Source organism: Pseudomonas sp. SbOxS1 (assembly GCF_013416725.1).
GTDB lineage: Bacteria > Pseudomonadota > Gammaproteobacteria > Pseudomonadales > Pseudomonadaceae > Aquipseudomonas.
Map to the genome: position 1 here is coordinate 45,063 of NZ_JAAVXC010000045.1, position 17,726 is coordinate 62,788.

General features: G+C 61.5%; 16 protein-coding genes. 5 read left to right on the forward strand and 11 right to left on the reverse strand.

Features of this window, described 5'->3' with window-relative positions; translation table 11 throughout:
- Window positions 1-95: 95 nt before the first annotated feature.
- From HFK74_RS29210 to HFK74_RS29235, 6 genes are all read right to left on the reverse strand, one after another.
- On the reverse strand, window positions 96-1,529 hold the full coding sequence (locus HFK74_RS29210) for an NAD-dependent succinate-semialdehyde dehydrogenase (RefSeq protein ID WP_180206551.1): 1,434 nt from the start codon (window positions 1,527-1,529) through the stop codon (window positions 96-98).
- The gene (locus HFK74_RS29215; protein WP_180206552.1) at window positions 1,526-2,560 is read right to left on the reverse strand and encodes an aldo/keto reductase; all 1,035 of its coding nucleotides are present in this window, start codon (window positions 2,558-2,560) and stop codon (window positions 1,526-1,528) included. The genes HFK74_RS29210 and HFK74_RS29215 overlap by 4 nt, the downstream gene beginning before the upstream one ends.
- A 10-nt stretch (window positions 2,561-2,570) precedes the next feature.
- On the reverse strand, window positions 2,571-3,083 hold the full coding sequence (fae, locus tag HFK74_RS29220; protein WP_180206553.1) for a formaldehyde-activating enzyme: 513 nt from the start codon (window positions 3,081-3,083) through the stop codon (window positions 2,571-2,573).
- A 385-nt stretch (window positions 3,084-3,468) separates the two neighbouring features.
- Window positions 3,469-3,735 carry a pentapeptide MXKDX repeat protein gene (locus HFK74_RS29225; protein ID WP_180206554.1) on the reverse strand — a complete coding sequence of 89 codons (267 nt, stop codon included), beginning with the start codon at window positions 3,733-3,735 and terminating at the stop codon, window positions 3,469-3,471.
- 53 nt (window positions 3,736-3,788) lie between these two features.
- The gene (locus tag HFK74_RS29230; protein ID WP_008054516.1) at window positions 3,789-4,574 is read right to left on the reverse strand and encodes a molybdopterin-dependent oxidoreductase; all 786 of its coding nucleotides are present in this window, start codon (window positions 4,572-4,574) and stop codon (window positions 3,789-3,791) included.
- On the reverse strand, window positions 4,571-5,188 hold the full coding sequence (locus HFK74_RS29235; protein ID WP_180206555.1) for a cytochrome b/b6 domain-containing protein: 618 nt from the start codon (window positions 5,186-5,188) through the stop codon (window positions 4,571-4,573). Before HFK74_RS29235 ends, HFK74_RS29230 begins: the two co-directional genes overlap by 4 nt.
- Window positions 5,189-5,441: 253 nt before the next feature.
- Between HFK74_RS29235 and HFK74_RS29240 the strand changes: the two genes are divergently transcribed.
- Window positions 5,442-6,383 carry a class I SAM-dependent methyltransferase gene (locus tag HFK74_RS29240; protein WP_180206556.1) on the forward strand — a complete coding sequence of 314 codons (942 nt, stop codon included), beginning with the start codon at window positions 5,442-5,444 and terminating at the stop codon, window positions 6,381-6,383.
- On the opposite strand, the gene HFK74_RS29245 is transcribed toward HFK74_RS29240, so the two are convergent.
- Window positions 6,367-7,143 (reverse strand): helix-turn-helix transcriptional regulator, encoded by a 777-nt coding sequence (locus HFK74_RS29245; protein ID WP_180206557.1) that lies wholly within the window; start codon window positions 7,141-7,143, stop codon window positions 6,367-6,369. The genes HFK74_RS29240 and HFK74_RS29245 overlap by 17 nt on opposite strands.
- A gap of 111 nt (window positions 7,144-7,254) precedes the next feature.
- On the opposite strand from HFK74_RS29245, the gene HFK74_RS29250 reads away from it, so the two are divergent.
- On the forward strand, window positions 7,255-8,358 hold the full coding sequence (locus HFK74_RS29250; protein WP_180206558.1) for a polyamine ABC transporter substrate-binding protein: 1,104 nt from the start codon (window positions 7,255-7,257) through the stop codon (window positions 8,356-8,358).
- Between the two features lie 227 nt (window positions 8,359-8,585).
- Window positions 8,586-9,716 carry a P1 family peptidase gene (locus HFK74_RS29255; protein ID WP_180206559.1) on the forward strand — a complete coding sequence of 377 codons (1,131 nt, stop codon included), beginning with the start codon at window positions 8,586-8,588 and terminating at the stop codon, window positions 9,714-9,716.
- Window positions 9,717-10,090: 374 nt separating this feature from the next.
- Here HFK74_RS29255 and HFK74_RS29260 read toward each other — a convergent pair whose 3' ends face one another.
- Entirely contained in the window at window positions 10,091-10,780 is a 690-nt protein-coding gene (locus HFK74_RS29260; protein ID WP_180206560.1) for a GNAT family N-acetyltransferase, read from the reverse strand.
- A 514-nt stretch (window positions 10,781-11,294) separates the two neighbouring features.
- On the opposite strand from HFK74_RS29260, the gene HFK74_RS29265 reads away from it, so the two are divergent.
- Complete coding sequence (locus HFK74_RS29265) at window positions 11,295-14,717, forward strand: Ig-like domain-containing protein (protein WP_180206561.1); 3,423 nt, start codon at window positions 11,295-11,297, stop codon at window positions 14,715-14,717.
- 54 nt (window positions 14,718-14,771) lie between these two features.
- Here the strand turns inward: HFK74_RS29265 and HFK74_RS29270 are convergent, their stop codons facing one another.
- From HFK74_RS29270 to HFK74_RS29280, 3 genes are all read right to left on the reverse strand, one after another.
- Window positions 14,772-15,824 carry a DUF2235 domain-containing protein gene (locus HFK74_RS29270; RefSeq protein ID WP_180206562.1) on the reverse strand — a complete coding sequence of 351 codons (1,053 nt, stop codon included), beginning with the start codon at window positions 15,822-15,824 and terminating at the stop codon, window positions 14,772-14,774.
- A gap of 35 nt (window positions 15,825-15,859) precedes the next feature.
- On the reverse strand, window positions 15,860-16,429 hold the full coding sequence (locus tag HFK74_RS29275) for a YceI family protein (protein ID WP_180206563.1): 570 nt from the start codon (window positions 16,427-16,429) through the stop codon (window positions 15,860-15,862).
- A gap of 151 nt (window positions 16,430-16,580) precedes the next feature.
- Complete coding sequence (locus HFK74_RS29280; RefSeq protein WP_180206564.1) at window positions 16,581-17,246, reverse strand: phosphoribosyltransferase; 666 nt, start codon at window positions 17,244-17,246, stop codon at window positions 16,581-16,583.
- Between HFK74_RS29280 and HFK74_RS29285 the strand changes: the two genes are divergently transcribed.
- Window positions 17,234-17,395: a hypothetical protein gene (locus HFK74_RS29285; RefSeq protein WP_180206565.1), complete on the forward strand. Its 162-nt coding sequence runs from the start codon at window positions 17,234-17,236 to the stop codon at window positions 17,393-17,395. The two genes, HFK74_RS29280 and HFK74_RS29285, sit on opposite strands and share 13 nt — an antisense overlap.
- The last annotated feature ends 331 nt before the right edge of the window (window positions 17,396-17,726 follow it).

Here is a 17,726-nt window from a genome sequence, read left to right on the forward strand (position 1 = left end):
GTTTTGCGACTGCTTCGCAGCCGAACGGGACGGTGCGACGCTTCGCTAAATCCCCTCACCACATAGGCTCGCTCCCACAGGGGATTTGGGTGAAGTTAGAGGCCACCCATCAACAGGTATTTGATTTCCAGGTAGTCATCCAGGCCGTACTTCGAGCCCTCGCGACCCAGACCCGATTCCTTGATGCCACCGAACGGCGCCACTTCCGTGGAAATGATCCCTTCGTTGATGCCGACCATGCCGGCTTCCAGACCTTCGGCCATGCGCCACACGCGGCCGATGTCACGGCTGTAGAAGTAGGCGGACAAGCCGTATGGCGTGTCGTTGGCCCGCTGCAACACTTCGGCCTCGTCCGTGAAGCGAAAGCACGCGGCCACAGGGCCGAAGGTTTCGTCCTGGGCAATCAGCATGTCGCTGCTCGCTTCGGTGAGGATGGTCGGCTCGAAAAACGTGCCACCCAGGGCGTGACGACGACCGCCGCACAACAGCTTGGCGCCTTTCTCCAGGGCATCGCCGACATGCAGCTCTACCTTGGCCAGCGCTGCCGCGTTGATCAGCGGACCTTGCTCGGTTTCCCCTTCCAGGGCATTGCCCACGCGCATCGCCGCAACGGCTTCGGCGAGCCTGCCGGTGAAGGCTTCGTACACGCCTTCCTGGATGAAGAAGCGATTCACGCAGACACAGGTTTGCCCGGTGTTGCGGAATTTCGAGGCCATCGCGCCCTTCACCGCCGCATCGATATCTGCATCGTCGAAGACAATGAACGGCGCGTTGCCACCCAGTTCCAGCGAGACCTTTTTCAGGGTGTCGGCAGCTTGGCGCATCAGCAATTTGCCGGTGCGGGTGGAACCGGTGAACGACAGCTTGCGCACGATGCCGGAAGCTTGCAGCGCCCCGCCAATCGCCACCGCATCGCCAGACACCACGTTGAACACGCCGGCCGGAATGCCCGCCTGCTCGGCCAGCACCGCCAGGGCGAACGCTGACAACGGGGTTTCTTCCGACGGCTTGAGAATCATCGTGCAGCCCGCCGCCAGTGCCGGCCCAACCTTTCGCGTGACCATGGCCAGCGGGAAGTTCCAAGGGGTGATCGCGGCGACCACACCAATGGCTTCCTTGACCACGACTATGCGCGCATCAGCCTTGTGGCTCGGAATCACATCGCCGTAAGCGCGCTTGGCCTCTTCAGCAAACCACTCCAGGAAGCTTGCGGCGTACACCACTTCGCCCATGGCCTCGGCCAGCGGCTTGCCTTGCTCACGGCTGAGCAGGGTGGCCAGATCCTTCTGGTTGCCCAGCATCAACTCGCCCCAGCGCTTGATGCGTTGGCTGCGCTCCTTGGCCGTGAGCTTGCGCCAGGCCGGCAACGCGCGGTTGGCGGCGTCGATGGCCAGGTTGGTTTCTTCGGCACCGGCCTTTTGCACGTCGGCGATCAGTTCGCCAGTGGCAGGGTTCAGCACCGGGTAGGTCGGACCACCGCTGGACCATTGCCCACCGATGAAGTTGCCGTGACGAATCAACGCGCTCATGCCACAGCCTCGGTCAGGGTGAAGCGCTCCGAACCCGGACGGGCCGAACGCAGGATACGTTTGCCAGCGGTGTAATCGTTGATCACGTCGCATGGCGTGTAGTTGCGTTCCAGCTCATGCAGTTCTTCGGCATCGAGCCTGGTCTCCAGGGCCGCCAGGGCGCTGTCGAACTGCTCGGTGGTGTCGGCGCCCACCAGCATGCAATCCACGCCCGGATGGTTGGCCACCCAGGCCTGGGCGATCTGCGCGTTGGATACGCCACGGGCACGGGCCACACGCTGTACCGAACGGGCGATCTCGAACGAGGCCTCGTCGCTGTACATCTGCTGGGTGAAGAAGTCGGTCTGGTTGCGGGTCGACTGCACGTCGCCGGTCAACAAACCACGGGCCAGCGGGCTGAACACCGAAACGCCCAGGCCCTGGTCGCGACAGAACGGGATCATCTCGCGCTCTTCTTCGCGGTAGGCGCAGTTCAGTTGCAGCTGCATGTTGATCGGCTTGACCCAGCCATTACGCTCGCAAGCCATGAGGATTTTCGCCAGTTGCCCGGTGAGCATGGTCGACACACCGATGTAGCGCGCCTTGCCGGAGCGCACGATGTCGTTCATGGCACTCATGGTTTCTTCGACCGGTGTGTTCACGTCGAAGTAATGCAGCATGAAGACGTCGACGTAATCCATGTCCAGGCGTTTGAGCGACGCATCGATGCTGTCCATGATGTGCTTGCGCGAATGGCCGCTGGCGTTGATCCCGGTGCGGGTGCCGTAGCCGACCTTGGTGGTGATCACCAGGTCTTCGCGACGGGCCAGGCGCTTGACGATGCGCCCCACCACTTCTTCGCCGACACCGGCCGAATAGAAGTCCGCCAGGTCGATGAAGTTCACCCCGTTGTCCAGCGCATGCTTGACGATTGGCTCGCTTTTCTTCTCATCGAAGATCCACGGTTTCCAGTCCGGGGTACCCATGTTCATGGTGCCCAGGCACAGGCGGGAGACTTGCAGGCCGGAGTTGCCCAAACGAATGTATTGCATGGCGCGGACCTCAGGCTTTTGGCGTGTAGAAAGGGTTGCTGATGTGGTTGACCACATCTTTGAGCTGTGCGGTTTCCGGCTTGCCGGTCAGGGCGGCGCGAATCGCGGTGCGGCAGGCGTTGTAGTTGTTCAGGTACACCGCATCGAGGTCGTCGCAGGCCGGGTTGACCCAGTTGGCGGTGACGATGGCCCACTCGTCTTCAGCTTCCGGCGGCAGGGTGCCGTCCAGCAACGCTTCAAGAACCGCCTTGGCGATACCGGCCTGGGACGCACCCCAGGTGGCGTTGCCGTGCAGTTCGCTGCTGATCGCTGCCTTGTTCACATACAGGGTCATCGGCTTGACCGGAATGTTCGGCTGGGCGATCACCATGAACGGGCAATGGCCCTGGCTTGGCGATGCCAGGCTATTGGCGAACGCCTGGCCAGCCGGGCCGTTGCGCGGACCGATCAGGATGTTGATGTGCGCGGCGTTCACGCCAGGGCCTTCGAAACCTTCACCGATGTACAGGTCGAGTTCTTTCATGGGTCGTTGCTCTTCAGGGATTTGGGGTCAGGGATTTGGGGTGATCAGAGGTGCACGCAAACCGTGGGGATTGCGTGGCAGATGTCAGGATTCGAAGAGCGCAGCAGGTTGCTGGCGAAGACGCGGCATTGATGATGAGTCATGGTTGCAAACGCTCTTTTTTGTTGTTGATGAGCTGGTTTGCGATTTTTTAACACTGGGGGCTGGCGGGCCTGTAACCATTAAATGTCATGGGGCTATGACTTGAAATCATACCCACTGCGCAATGCAAAAAACTGTGGGAGCGAGCCTGCTCGCGATGGCGGCAGGTCAGTCAACATTAATAGCGACTGAGACTACGTCATCGCGAGCAGGCTCGCTCCTACAGGTATTGGGTCGCTCGTCGTTACTGCGACATAGCGTCCTTTTTTACCGCGTCCTTGGACATGGCGTCTTTCTTCATGCCGTCCTTGCTCATTGCATCCTTGGACATGCTGTCCTTGCTCATCGCGTCCTTGGCCATGGCGTCCTTTTTCGTGGTGTCTTTGTGCATGGCGTCCTTGGACATCGAATCCTTGCTCATGCTGTCCTTGCTCATCGTATCGCCAGCAAAAACACTGGCAGCGCCGACGGCCAGGCACATGGACAGAACAACGGTGGTCAACTTTTTCATGATGAAACTCCTTGATGCATGGGGTGTGGACGAGGGGATTTGCCGGGGTTTTGTCAGCTGCCGCCGAACCAGTTGTAGCCCTGGTCTTCCCAGTAGCCGCCGCTGTAGGTGTTGCTGACGAAAATCGCCTGGATATGCTTGGGGTTCTTGTAGCCGAGCTTGGTGGGCATGCGCAGCTTCATCGGGAAGCCGTATTCGCGCGGCAGCACGGCGCCGTCATAGGTCAGCGTCAACAGGGTTTGCGCATGCAGTGCGGTGGCCATGTCGATGCTGGTGTAGTAATCGTCGGCGCACTTGAAGCCGACATACTTGGCGTCGGTATCGGCCCCGACCCGCTTGAGGAAATCGCTGAAGCGCACACCGCCCCAACGACCGATCGCGCTCCAGCCTTCGACGCAGATATGCCGGGTGATCTGCTCGGTTTGCGCCATGGCGCGCAGCTCTTCGAGGCGCCAATTGCGTTTGTCCGCCACCAGGCCGGTGACTTCCAGCCGGTAGCTCTCTTCCTCCACCGTCGGCGCCTCGTCGATGCCGTAGAAGGCATTGAACGGGAATGGCCGGGTGATCATCGACGCCGGATAGGTCGGTGCCATGGCATTGGGGTTGAACAGCCAGCCTTGCACTCGGTCATTGAAGCGTGACATGGACGACAACGCGGTCTCGACGCTGTCGTTGTCGGTGAGGTTGCAACCGGACAACATGGCCACGCCGCCGAGTGTCAGGCCACGCAGCAGGAACGCGCGGCGCGAGCGGTCTTCAATCTGCGGGGCGAGGATTTTCCGGGCGTCGGTCAGGATGGAGGACTCGTCCAGCCCGGAGTCTTGAATGCGCTTTTTCATACGGGCTCCTTGCGACCGACAATCATGGCCAGCAGTGTTTTGGGAACCAGTGCCACCATCACCAGGTGCACTGCGACGAATGCCACCAACAGCGCCATCGCGACGAAGTGCACATGGCGCGCACCTTCGTAGCCCCAGAGCAATTCACGCAACAGCGGGAACTGCACCGACTTCCACAGCACCAGCCCGGAGATCACCAGCAGTGTGATATCGACCATCACGAACAGGTACGCCACACGCTGCACCTGGTTGTAGTGACTCAGGTCGGCATGCGCCAACCGGCCCCGCAGCGCGGCCCACAGGTCCTGCAGAACACCCTTGGGGGAAACCGGGAAGAAACGTCGCTTCAGGCGGCCACTGACCAGGTTGATGAGCAGATAAACGAGACCGTTGAGCACGAGAAACCACATCGCCGCGAAGTGCCATTGCAAGGCGCCGCCCAGCCAGCCACCCAGGGTGATCGACTTGGGAAAGCTGAAATCGTAGAGCGGCGAGGCGTTGTAGATGCGCCAGCCACTGGTGACCATCACCAGCACCGCCAGGGCGTTCAGCCAGTGGGTGAGCCGCAGCCAGCGTGGATGGCTGGCCTTGGGTGAAGCAGTTGACTGCGACATGTCCGGCTCCCGGTTGTGGTTCGTTGGAGCCAAGTATGGGAGCCGGAAGATCGCCAAATCCTCACGTAAAGTTAAATTAAACGTGATAACTCTGTGGGAGTGAGCCTGCTCGCGATTGCGTCGTGTCAGGCGATGCAACTGTTGGCAGGCACACCGCTATCGCGAGCAGGCTCGCTCCTACAGGGTTTTGTGTCGTCCACCCGACCCGCATCTATGGTTAAATGCCGCCCCCGCAAATTGCCGATCCAGACCCATGAACGCAGACGCCCTCTCCACTCTTCACGACCACTTGCTGGCGGCACTGACAACCCCTCCCGCCGAAACCCGCCGCCTGTTCCACGGCCGCGGCCGTTGCTGGCCTGGGCTTGAACAACTGACCGTCGACTGGTTGCAGGGCGTGGTGCTGGTGGCGCTGTTCAAGGAGCCGGAAGCGGCGCAACTGGACGCCTTGAAGCAGCTGTTGCTGGAGCTCACGCAGTCACCGGCATGGGCGCAGTCGGGCGCGCATACCTTGCTGCTGCAACACCGCTACCTGCTGCAAAGCACCACCGAATGGCTACTGGGGGACGTCATCGAGGAAATGACCATCACCGAGGGCGGCCTGAAGTATCGAGTGGACTTGGGGCGCAAACAGAACACCGGGCTGTTCCTCGACATGCGCTACGGCCGCGACTGGGTGCGGGCCAATGCCCTGGGCAAACGCGTATTGAACCTGTTCGCCTACACCTGCGGCTTCTCGGTGGCGGCCATCGAAGGCGGCGCGACCCATGTAGTCAACCTGGACATGTCCAGCCCGGCCCTGAGCCGTGGCCGCGACAATCACCGGCTCAACGGGCATGACCTGGGCAAGGTGACCTTTCTCGGCCACGACCTGTTCAAGTCCTGGGGCAAAGTCATCGGCAAGGGCCCTTACGACCTGGTGATCATCGACCCGCCGTCCTTCCAGAAAGGCAGTTTCCTGCTGACCAAGGACTACCAACGGGTGCTGCGTCGCCTGCCGGAACTGCTCGCCCCCCAAGGCACGGTGCTGGCCTGCATGAACGACCCGGCCTTCGGTGCGGACTTCCTCATCGACGGTGTGACCCGCGAAGCGCCGAGCCTGCGCTTTGAACGGCGACTGGACAATCCGCCGGAGTTCCCGGATGCCGATGTGGAGTGTGGGTTGAAGGCGTTGGTGTTTAGCCTGGCGGATTGAGCACCAGCGCAAACAACTCGCCATGCCCGTTCACGTTGAGCTTGTGATACAGGTTGCGCCGATGCACCTTCACCGTCTCCGGGGAAATGCCCATCTGCTGGGCGATGGCCTTGCTGGAGAAGCCCTGGAGGATCAGGCGCGCGGTTTCGATTTCGCGCACCGACAGGCGAGCATCGAAGCGATCGAGCAAGGTCGCCAGGTCCCCGGCTACCGCTTCTACAACCGGGCCTTCTGGCGGTAGCAATTGCAGGTGCCGACGCATCGCCGCCAGCACCCAGTCGCGCACGCACAGCAAGCTGCCCTGCTCTTGCAGCGTGAAGCGTGTCGCGCGTCCCAGGGACAAGCCGAGGACCGCGCCGTCGACGTTGACCATGAACTGCAACTCGTCCCCGCCCACCACCGTGCGAAAGTAGCTCAGGTAGTACTCGCTTTGCTGGAACTGATCGGGGGCCACTGAATCGAGGCTGTGCAAGCCATCGGCGATACCGGCGCAAACGGCCAGGTAAAACGGGTCGAGCAGGTACATGCCGGCGCGGTAGTCCGCCAGTTCTTCATGCTCATCGCCGTTGCCTGTGGCGTCGAAATCGATCAGCAGGCGCGGCACCCGTCCCGGTCGCATCACCGCGACCAGGGCGTTGTCCAGCGGCACCAGCAAGCGCAGGGTATCCACCAGCGCACGCCAGAACCCGTCCTGGCCCAGCACGCCAAAAACCCGCGCCAATCCCTGGTGCAGCGGCAACTCTTTCAACAACGCGTCCACGCACTACCCCTTTTGAGTAACCCATGATGGGAATGGGTAACCGCCACTCCGCTCGATACGCTGCACACTCCTGATCATCACCGGCCTGCAGCAGGCCAGGAGTGCCGCATCATGAGTGGTCACCGCTCGTATTTCAATCTGGGGCTGGGCGCCTGTCTGGTGGCCTCGCTGTCAGCGGTTGCCGCCGATGGCCCGACCGTGCACGTGTACAACTGGTATGACTACATCGGCCCCACCACCCTGCATGACTTCAAGCGGGACACCGGAATCCAGCCGGTCTACGACACCTTCGACAGTGCCGAAGTCCTCGAAGGCAAACTGCTGACCAGCCGCAGCGGCTACGACGTGGTGGTGGCCAGCAACTTCAGTTTGCCGACCCTGATCAAGGCAGGCGCCCTAGCCCCGCTGCCCCACGCGCAGATGCCTGACTTCAAGAACATGGACACCGACCTGCTGGCGAAACTGGCCAGCAACGATCCGGGCAACCAGTACGCCGTGCCGTACCTGTGGGGCACCAACGGCATTGGCTACAACCTGGACAAAGTGCGTGCCGTCCTGGGCGACAAGGCGCCGGTGGATTCCTGGGACCTGGTGTTCAAGGAAGAGAACCTGGCCAAACTCGGCGAATGCGGCGTGGCGATGCTCGACTCGCCCGCGGAAATGCTGCCGGTCGCCTTGCACTACCTGGGCCTGCCGCCCAACAGCACCAATCCCGAGGATTACAGGAAGGCCGAAGCGCTGCTGCTCAAGCTGCGTCCGCATATCGCCTACTTCAATTCGTCGAAGTTCATCAGTGACCTGTCCAACGGCAACATCTGCGTCGCCGTGGGTTGGTCCGGCGCGATGCTCGAAGCCAAGGCCACCGCGGAGCAGGCCGGCAATGGCGTGAAGATCGCCTACAGCTTACCCAAGGAAGGCGCACCGGTGTGGTTCGACACGCTGGTATTACTCAAGGACGCACCGCATCCGCAACAGGGTCTGGCCTTCATCGACTACCTGATGCGCGCGGAGGTCATCGCCCCGGTCAGCAATCACCTCAACTACCCCAACGGCAACCGCAATGCGACCGCGCTGGTGGCCGAGGCGACACGCACCAACCCTGCGGTTTACCCATCAGCCGAGGCCCTGGCCACGCTGTTCACCCTGCAACCCTTGCCGCCGGCCACCGAGCGTGTGCGTACGCGGATCTGGAGCAAGGTCAAGAACGGTCAATAGGCCCACCTCTCCCACTTGTGGGAGCGAGCCTGTGTGGCGAGGGGATTTATCCCCGTTGGGTCGCGAAGCGGCCCCAGCATTCCTTCAGGCACACCGAGTTGTATGGCTTTGCGACTGCTTCGCAGCCGAACGGGGATAAATCCCCTCGCCACACAGGCTCACTCCTACAGGGGATGCGGTGCTCACAAAAGCATTTTTCCACCACGAATATGAAGACGAGAGACCCCATGAAACCACGTGCCCGCGATCTCAACATCCAATTAGGCCAACTGCAACCCGGCCCCCTCAATGCCATCACCGATGTACCCGGCGTGCGGGTCGGCCACAGCGATGTGCGCGGTCGCACCGCCAAGGGTCGCGATATCCTCACCGGGGTGACCGTGATCGAACCCCGTGCCGGTTCCACCAGCCAGCAACCCTGTTTTGCCGGAGTCCATGTGCTCAATGGCAACGGCGATGCCACGGGCCTTGAGTGGATTCGCGAAGCCGGCCTGTTGACCAGCCCGATCGCCTTCACCAACACCCACAGCCTGGGCGTGGTGCGCGATGCGTTGATCGTGCAGGACCGTGAGCAGCAACCGGACGACGGCCGGCTCTACTGGAACATGCCGGTGGTGCTGGAGACCTTCGACGGCTTGCTCAATGACATCAACGGCTTCCATGTGAAGCCAGAACATGTCGCCCAAGCCCTGCGCTCGGCAGTAGGCGGCCCGGTAGCCGAAGGCAATGTCGGCGGCGGCAGCGGCATGATCTGTCACGAGTTCAAGGGCGGCATCGGCACCGCTTCGCGACGCTTGAACAGTGCCCAGGGCGGCTGGACGGTTGGCGCGATTGTCCAGGCCAACCATGGCATCCGCAATGAGTTGCGCGTCGATGGTTACCCGGTCGGGCGCTACATGCTGCAGGTCGACTCACCGTTTCTCAAGGCTTCACTGCCGCACCCGGGCATGGGTTCGATCGTGGTGTGCCTGGCCACCGATGCGCCTTTGCTGCCACACCAATGCACGCGCCTGGCCCAGCGCGCCAGCCTCGGACTGGCCCGCACCGGCGGCGGCAATGAAGACCACAGCGGCGACATCTTCATCGCTTTCGCCACCGGTAACCAGCATGTACCACCGGCCGCTTACGAGAGCAAAAAAGCGCCGACCTGCGACAACCTGAGCATGGTCAATAACGATCACATCAGCGAATTGTTCCTGGCGGCCACCGAGGCCGTTGAAGAAGCCATCATCAACGCCTTGCTCGCCGCCGAAACGACGGAAGGTAACGGCCACGCGGTGCCGGGGCTGGATGCCGAAACGCTGCTGGAGGCCCTGAACCAGGCCGGTTGGCCCGGGGAGCGCAATCGCAGAAGCTGACACTTGTGGGGGGATTCGACTAGCGGTACTTGAGACCGTCCCCCCATCTTCCTACGATGGAGTTGCGCAGCCGCTTGCTTGTCCAAGCCGTTGCGTAGGTGGTGAGTGCATTGAACCCCTATCAAGCTCACCGCCTGCTTCATGCGCATCTTGAGCCTCAATGGCTCCACTTCTCCCCATCAAAGAGCTTTGAGGCTCTTTTTTAACCGCGCGAAAACCAGACACTGAAAGCCCGGCACCTGGCCGGGCTTTGTGCTTTCTACAACCCAACCCAAAATCCCCTGTAGGACTGAGCCTACTCGCGATGGCGGTATTACATTCAACATCATTGTTGACTGACCTGGCGCCATCGCGAGCAGGCTCACTCCTACAATTTAACCGCGTTTTTCCAATCGTTCCTGGACAAACTCGCTGGCCTTGCGCGTCAGCTGGTCCAGGTGCCGGTCACGTTGTTTTTCCGCATCGAGCATCGCCCGCTTGCCGTGCTTTTGCAGCAGGTAGGTATGAATCTGCCGCACCTCCAGCGAGCCATAGATGGGCGCCACATCCAGCAGCGCCCTCAAGCCGTCGCTGCCGTGATCGCGGGTGTTCATCAGCACCTGGGTGGCACGCGCGCCCACCACCTGGAAACCCATCGATTCAAAGTACGGCACCTTGGCCACCGAGCACGCCAGTTCGGCATGCGGGTAACGGCCGACCATCTCGCGCAGCATCCTGCGCGCAATCCCTTGTCGCCGATGACCGGCATCCACGGCCATATAGGCCACGCTGCACGCGTCTGGATCGTCCTTGACCGGCAGGTACAACAGGAAACCTGCGACCTTGTCCGGATCGTCCAGATCCGTGGCGACGATCAACTCCACCTCAATCCCTTTCGCCCCGTTCAAGGCCTCCAGGTACAGGTGCACCTCGTAGCCGATCGCGTACTGGTAGACGTTGTACAGCAGGTTGCTCGGCGCGATGGCGACCATGCTGATGTCGGTCAGGTTGTCGACCACCATCTGCAGGATCTGACTGTTGACCGACTCAGGGCACGGGGTTTTGTAGTGGGTGATCTGGGGCATTGCGGGGATTGACTCCGGGAAATGGACGCGACTGCCTATCATAGCGTGCCGGAGCGGGTTACTTGCTTGTGATCGTTCCCAGGCTCCGCCCGCCATCAGCAGAATCGACAGGACTTTGAGCACATCACGGCGTTTGGCATGGGCGCTGGTCCTTTTAACGCGTATGCACGGCCTGTTGCAGCGAGAGATCGACAGAGGACATGGAGAAAGCCCCACACAATTTTATTTAATAATGACTCTCATTTCCTCCCGTGCCGACACGTTTTCGCAAGCCAACCTGTCATTGGTGAAAGTAACCCAATGAAATAAGAACGTTTTCCCCGCTTATGCGGAATTTCCCCCACCACCCACTGACACAGCCCTGAAACACTCAGAAACAACTTACTAATTAATCACAAATTTTTTTCCCACTTTTGACATGGCCCGTCTGTTGCACCAGCCCTTTCACCGCAGCAGTCGTCCCCCACTCGGGGACGTGGGTTTCGCCAATTTGGCATGCGTAAGGGGAAACCAAATGAAAAATGCACCACCCGCATTTCGTTCCTTGAGCTACTTACGGAGGTCGAGTGTGGCCTCCCTGATGCTGATCAGCGCCAGCCTCGCCACCGTCAGCGCGGCCCCGCTCGACGATGAAAGCCAACCGCCACCGACCGACCCCTCAGCCTACTATAATCCGCCAGCCGATCCGGTCGCCGCCGCCGCAGCGCTCGAAGCCCTGAAAGCCATGCCCGAGACTAACCAGGGTGCATTGGCCCTGCCCAACGGCGCGTATGGCGACCGCAATACCCCGCGTGCCGACAACGTGCTGCCGCCGAGTTTGCAGACCTCGTTCAATTACCCCACCAACGGCAAACCCAGCCCCTTGTACGGCGCTCAACCGTTCACCCAACAATTGCTGTTGTTCGAAGAATTCGGCACGGAAAAACTCGACCCGACGATCCCTGCACCACCCCTGACCTTTCCCGTACCCACTGTCGGCCCGGCGCCGGCCCAGGACCCCAACAGCATTGCACGCAGCGCCCCGTCGGGTTCGGCGCTGGATGCGTTCATGCGCCAGCCCGGCCTGTTCCCATTTCCGTCGCAGTTCTCCAATGTGCTGGACCGCAACCCGTGGAAGGCGCAGATCGAAGCCTTCCTCAACCGCCAACCCGTGGGTTCGCCGGCCGAGGGGCGGCCACCGGGAAAAGGCTGGTCGCACCAGCGCTGGAACGAGTTCTACCCGCAGGTTGCGTACAAGACCGTGCAAGTCGGCGCGCGGATCAACACCGGCATGCGCGATCGCCGGCAATTGCACAACTACGCCGTCGGTGAGTTCGGCCCCGGCGGCCTCTACTACCAGACCTCGGACATCCCCACCACGACCGGTACGACCAAAGGCATCGACACCCGCTTCCACCCGAATTTCCCGCTGCAAAATCACAATGCGCTGTGGACCTTCGACGGTACCTTCCCGGCCAAACTGCTGATGGTCCGCTATGGCCAGCCGGTGCTGATGCGACACTACAATGCCTTGCCGATCGACCCTGCGGCCAACATGGGGTTCGGCCTGCACACCATCAGCACCCACGAGCACAACGGCCACTCCCCGGCCGAAAGCGACGGCTACACCAACGCGTTTTTCTTTCCGGGGCAGTACTACGACTATCGCTGGCCGCTGCAGTTGGCCGGTTACGACACCATCAACACCAAGGCTGAAGACCCGCGCGCGGCGTTCCCATGCGCACCGGGTGAGAAGCTGTTCGTCAACGACGCCAGCCCCGGTCTCAAGACCTGCGAAAACGGCACGATCAAGATTCGTGGCGACTGGCGCGAAACCATGAGCACCCACTGGTTCCACGACCACATGCTCGATTTCACCGCGCAGAACGTCTACAAGGGCAACGCGGTGATGATGAACTACTACAGCGCCCTGGACCGGGGTAACGAGGCGATCGAAGACGGCGTCAACCTGCGCCTGCCCAGCGGCTCGGCCATGCCTTGGGGCAACCGCGACTACGACGTCAACCTGGTGGTCGCCGACAAGGCCTGGGACGCCAATGGCCAACTGTGGTTCAACCCGTTCAACACCGACGGCTTCCTCGGCGATCAGATCCTGGTCAACTGGCAGTACGAGCCCCGCCTGAAAGTGCGCGCACGCAGTTACCGCTTCCGCATTCTCAACGGCTCGGTGTCGCGCTACTTCCGCATCGCCCTGGTGCGTGAAATCGCCGGCAGCGGTGGTGAGTTCCCAGGGCCTTCCGGTTCCGGGGTGTCCTACAGCCGGGTGCCGTTCCACCTGATCGGCAACGACGGCAACATCATGGAACACGCCGTGCCGTTCGACGGCAGCATGGACCTGGACGGTGATGGCGATAAACAGAACCACAACGGCATCCTGCCGACCCAGGGCATCGCCGAGCGCTTCGACATCATCGTCAACTTCGCGAAAAACGGGATCAAGACCGGCGACAAGCTGTACTTCGTCAACCTGATGGAACACAAGACCGGCAAGGGTCCGGAAAAGAACGGCCTGAGCCTGGCCGACGTGCTGTCCGAGAAGTACAAGGCAGTGATCAAGCAGGGCAGCAAAGGACCGGAATGGGACAAGGGAGACCCGGTGGTGGGCAAGTTCATGCAAATGATCGTGCAGCCCTACACCGGCCAGGACCTGAGCATGGACCCGGTCGCTTATGAGCCGGCCAAACCGGGCAAGCCGGCGGGCAAGAAAATGATCCCGCTGACCCTCGATCGTGATAACCCCACCGACCTTGCCAAAATAAAAGTGGCGCGGCATCGCGAGTTCATTTTCGGCCGCTCCGACGGCACCGATGAAGCGCCGTGGACGATCAAGACCGACGGCGGTTTTGGCTACGACATGGACGCTCGGCGCATCAGTGCCGCCGCGCAATTGTCAACCGGCCCCACCGATGGCGGCTACAGCGGCGACGGTACGCTGGAGGTGTGGAAAATCAAGAACGGCGGCAACGGCTGGAACCACCCGGTGCACGTGCATTTCGAAGAAGGCATTATCCTCAGCCGCGACGGCAAGGCGCCACCGGAATGGGAAAAATGGGCGCGCAAGGACGTGTATCGCATCGGCGAAGGCATCGACAGTTCGGTGGACGTGGAAATGGCGATCCGCTTCCGCGAATTCGCCGGGACCTACATGGAGCACTGCCACAACACCCAGCACGAGGACACCTCGATGCTGCTGCGCTGGGATATCGAGCATCCGGGGCAGTTCCAGTTGATGCCGACGCCCCTGCCCGGCTGGGACGGTGTCACCTATGTGGCCTCCGCAGCGCTGCCGACGTTCCGTACACCGGGCAACGGTGATGGTAACGGTGACGATGACGAAAACCAGAACCAGAAACCAGTCGCCAACCCCGACAGTGCCGCCAGCAGCAACGGCCAGCCGGTGACCATCAACGTGTTGGCCAACGACACCGACCCGGACGGTAACCTGCCGCTCAAAGTGGTGGGCCTGAGCCAACCGGACTCCGGCCAGGGCGTGGTCAGCACCGACGGAGTGCGCGTGATCTACACACCACCGGCCAGCATCACCGCGCCCTTCACCGCAGCCTTCACCTACCAGGCCAGCGACGCGAAGAACGCGGTGTCGGAACCGGCAACGGTGTCCGTGGCGGTGACGCCGGCACCGACGGTCAACGAAGAGCTGGTGGCGACCAGTGCGACTGTCACGGTGCGCAGCAACAATCGCTACACCTGGGACCTGGCCGGCACCACGTCGAAGGGCACGGGCAACACGCTGGCGGTGACCGTCACCACCACCGCCGGCCCGCTCAGCCTCGGTAACGCGATCCTCACGCCAACCGGCTCCGGAGCGCGCTGGAGGGTGTCGGTGAGTACCACCGGCGCCGGCCCGACACCGAGCCCGACCGCGACCATACGTTCGGTCTTCGGGCAGACGGTGACGGTGCCGATAGTGGCGCACTGAAGCGCTTGGCGCCCGGTCCACACCATGTGGATCGGGCGCCAGGCAACCCAGCCATCAACAGATCTTGCTCACGGGTTTGTAAGTTCCCGCCAGATAGACATCCACGTGATTTTTCGGTCGATAATTGCTGACCGTGATCACCCGTTGCTGCACGGTGTCATCGATGCATTCCTGGCCAAAACATGTCTTGCCGATCGGCCGGAAATAGCGCGCGTTCAACAGTCGGTAGGTGCCCCCGAGGAAATCCTGATAGGAGTCGGTGATCTCCGGAAGCGCGTTCGGCGGCCGGGGGATTTTTTTCGGATTCAGGTCCAGTCCGCACTCCATCGCCTTGTTCGCCATCCAGCGCAAAGGAATATCCGACAGCGAGTTATCGGCATAGCCGCCGCCCACATTGGCATGCGCGCCGCAAAACCAGACCTGCTCCATCACTTGATTGGGCTTGGCGATCGGGTCCCATAAGGTGCATTCGTAATTGGCCCGATGCTCGTCGATGGCCACGGCATGGAAGGCATTACGCACAATCCCGCTGAGCTCGGTGTCGTGAAACTCATAGTACTTGTGGTTGAACCACTCCGCCGATTTGAACGGCACGCCCAGGGCGCCGACCGTGTCCCAGACACCGAGGAAATGGATGTCGATTTCCCGGGAGTAACTCTGGCGAAAGAACTGCGCGTTTTCCGTATCCGCGCTCGAATCACGGGTGCGGTACAGGGTGTAGGCCTCATCGATGCGGTCGATGTGCTTTTTCGTCAGCAACCCGACATTGCGGATCAGCCCCACCAGGCTACGCGCGGAATAGGCGCCGCGACTGAAGCCGAAAATGAACACCTGGTCGCCCTCCTCGTACAGCTTGGCCAGGGCGACATAGCCTTCCTTGATTTTCTTCGACAACCCCACCCCGAAGGCCCCACCCTCGAGTTTGTCGTACCAGTCGGTGCCCACGCCGGCGACATAGATTTTCTTCTGCGGCGTGCCGTCCTTGTGGCTGGGGAGTATCGCATCATGCAGCTTGACCACGTTGGTGCTGGCGTCGCCATCGATCTCCGGCGCCTGATCAGGCAGGTTCCAGGTGCCGTCGAATGCGACGATGATTTTCTTTGGCATATTCATCTCCCGTCACTGTTCACTACCCAGGTTCGCTAGCGCTGTGGCGCGACCATGCGAAACTGGATATTGATGTCGTTGGAAACAAAGCTGTCGGCCCACTCCCCCTCGCCGATCTTGAAGTCGTTGCGCTTGAGAGTCAGCTCGCCGACGAAGATCCCGACACCGCCCTCGGCCTTGAGCAGGACCGGCACATCCACCTTGCGTGTCAGGCCCCGCAGCGTCAGGTTGCCGGTAATCAGGTAACGGTCATTGGCGAGGTCCTTGACCCGCGTCGATTCGAAGGAGGCCTGCGGATAGCGCTCGGTGTCGAACCAGGCAGGCTTTTGCAGCTCGGTATTGGCGTCGTCACTACCGGCGTCGATGCTGGTCAGGTCGATGGTCAGGTTGGCACGGGCTGCCTCGGGGTGGGCGGTATCGAAATCAAGGTCCCCGACGAATTCCTTGAACGTGCCAAAGGCCCGCGTGCCCATCTGGTTGTAGGTAAACCTGATGGTGCTGGCCTTGGCATTCACATCCGAGTATTCAACTGCACCACCCTGCGCAGGAACGCCCAGCGCAAGCAGGGCGACCAGGGATACGAAACGCAGGAATCGAGGGTTCATGGAACACTCCGGGCCGGGGCGCCCTCATGGGAAAGTGTCGAACACACGCAAGCCAGCAACAGGAGGACTAAAGCAAAGAACGGCTGTTTATTCCACTGGCCGCACGGATTTGCGACCACTTGTAGGAGCTGGCTTGCCAGCGAAGGCCATTTCAGCCCTCACGCTGCCACGCCCGCTGCAACAGTTCGATGACCTCTTTATCCGACGTCTGGGAAAAATCCATGTACCAATGCCCGATCGACGTGAACCAGTCGGGCATGATCGGACACACCAGCTCATCCACTTCACCGCGCATAGCCTCGACCGTTTCAACCGGCGCCAACGGCACCGCCACCACGATGCGCGCTGGCGCCTGCCCACGCGCAGCCCGCACCGCTGCCAGCATCGAGGCCCCTGTCGCCAACCCGTCGTCGATGAGAATCACCACCTGGTCCTTGAGCTGCACCGGCGCCCGCGAGCCCCGGTAAACCTGCTCGCGGCGCAACAGCTCGTGGGTTTCCCGGGCGACCACGGCCTCGAACGCGGCCTTTTCAATGGGGTGAGCCCGCAGCGCCTGCTCATTGCGAATTTCAATACCGCCACTGGCAATGGCGCCCATGGCGTACTCCGGGTGGGACGGAACACCCAGCTTGCGCACCAGCATCAGGTCCAGGCGCACACCGAGCGCCGTGGCCACCTCATAGGCCACCGGCACCCCGCCCCGGGGCAAGGCCAGGACGATCACATCGGCACGATGGGCATAGGGAAGCAGCGGTTCCACCAGGCGTCGACCGGCGTCGGTGCGGTCGCGCAGGAGGGTTAGCGATGAGTGATTCATTTGAAACCTCCCCAGGCGATCAACGCCTGTCGGTTCGCATCACATCATCCATTGTCGTTTCGACGGTGAGGGTCAGCAAGCTCGATCACGAGGACAATGCTCAACCGCAATTCCTTGTAGGAGCAAGCCTGCTCGCGAAGACAGCCTGACAGCCGATCCATCTCTCATGGCCACACCCGATCCACTGTAGGAGCCAGGCTTGCCGGCGAAGGCGGCCTCACAGTCGACCTGGATTTTGTTGACCGAATACATATCCATTCCTGCGGTAACGGCCACCTAGGGTTTCGCCCTTACGGCGAGTCACTTGGAAAAACGGAACGCCGCCCGGCCCCAAGTAACCAAGGGCTCTTGCCCCTGGCGTTCGGTGCCTCGCTAAGGCTCGGCATGCCCTCGCTCCGGTCCTGCTCCGTGGGTCGCCGCAATGGGCCATCCATGGCCCAGCGCGGCTAAACCGGCATCCATGCCGGTTTACCCACTGCG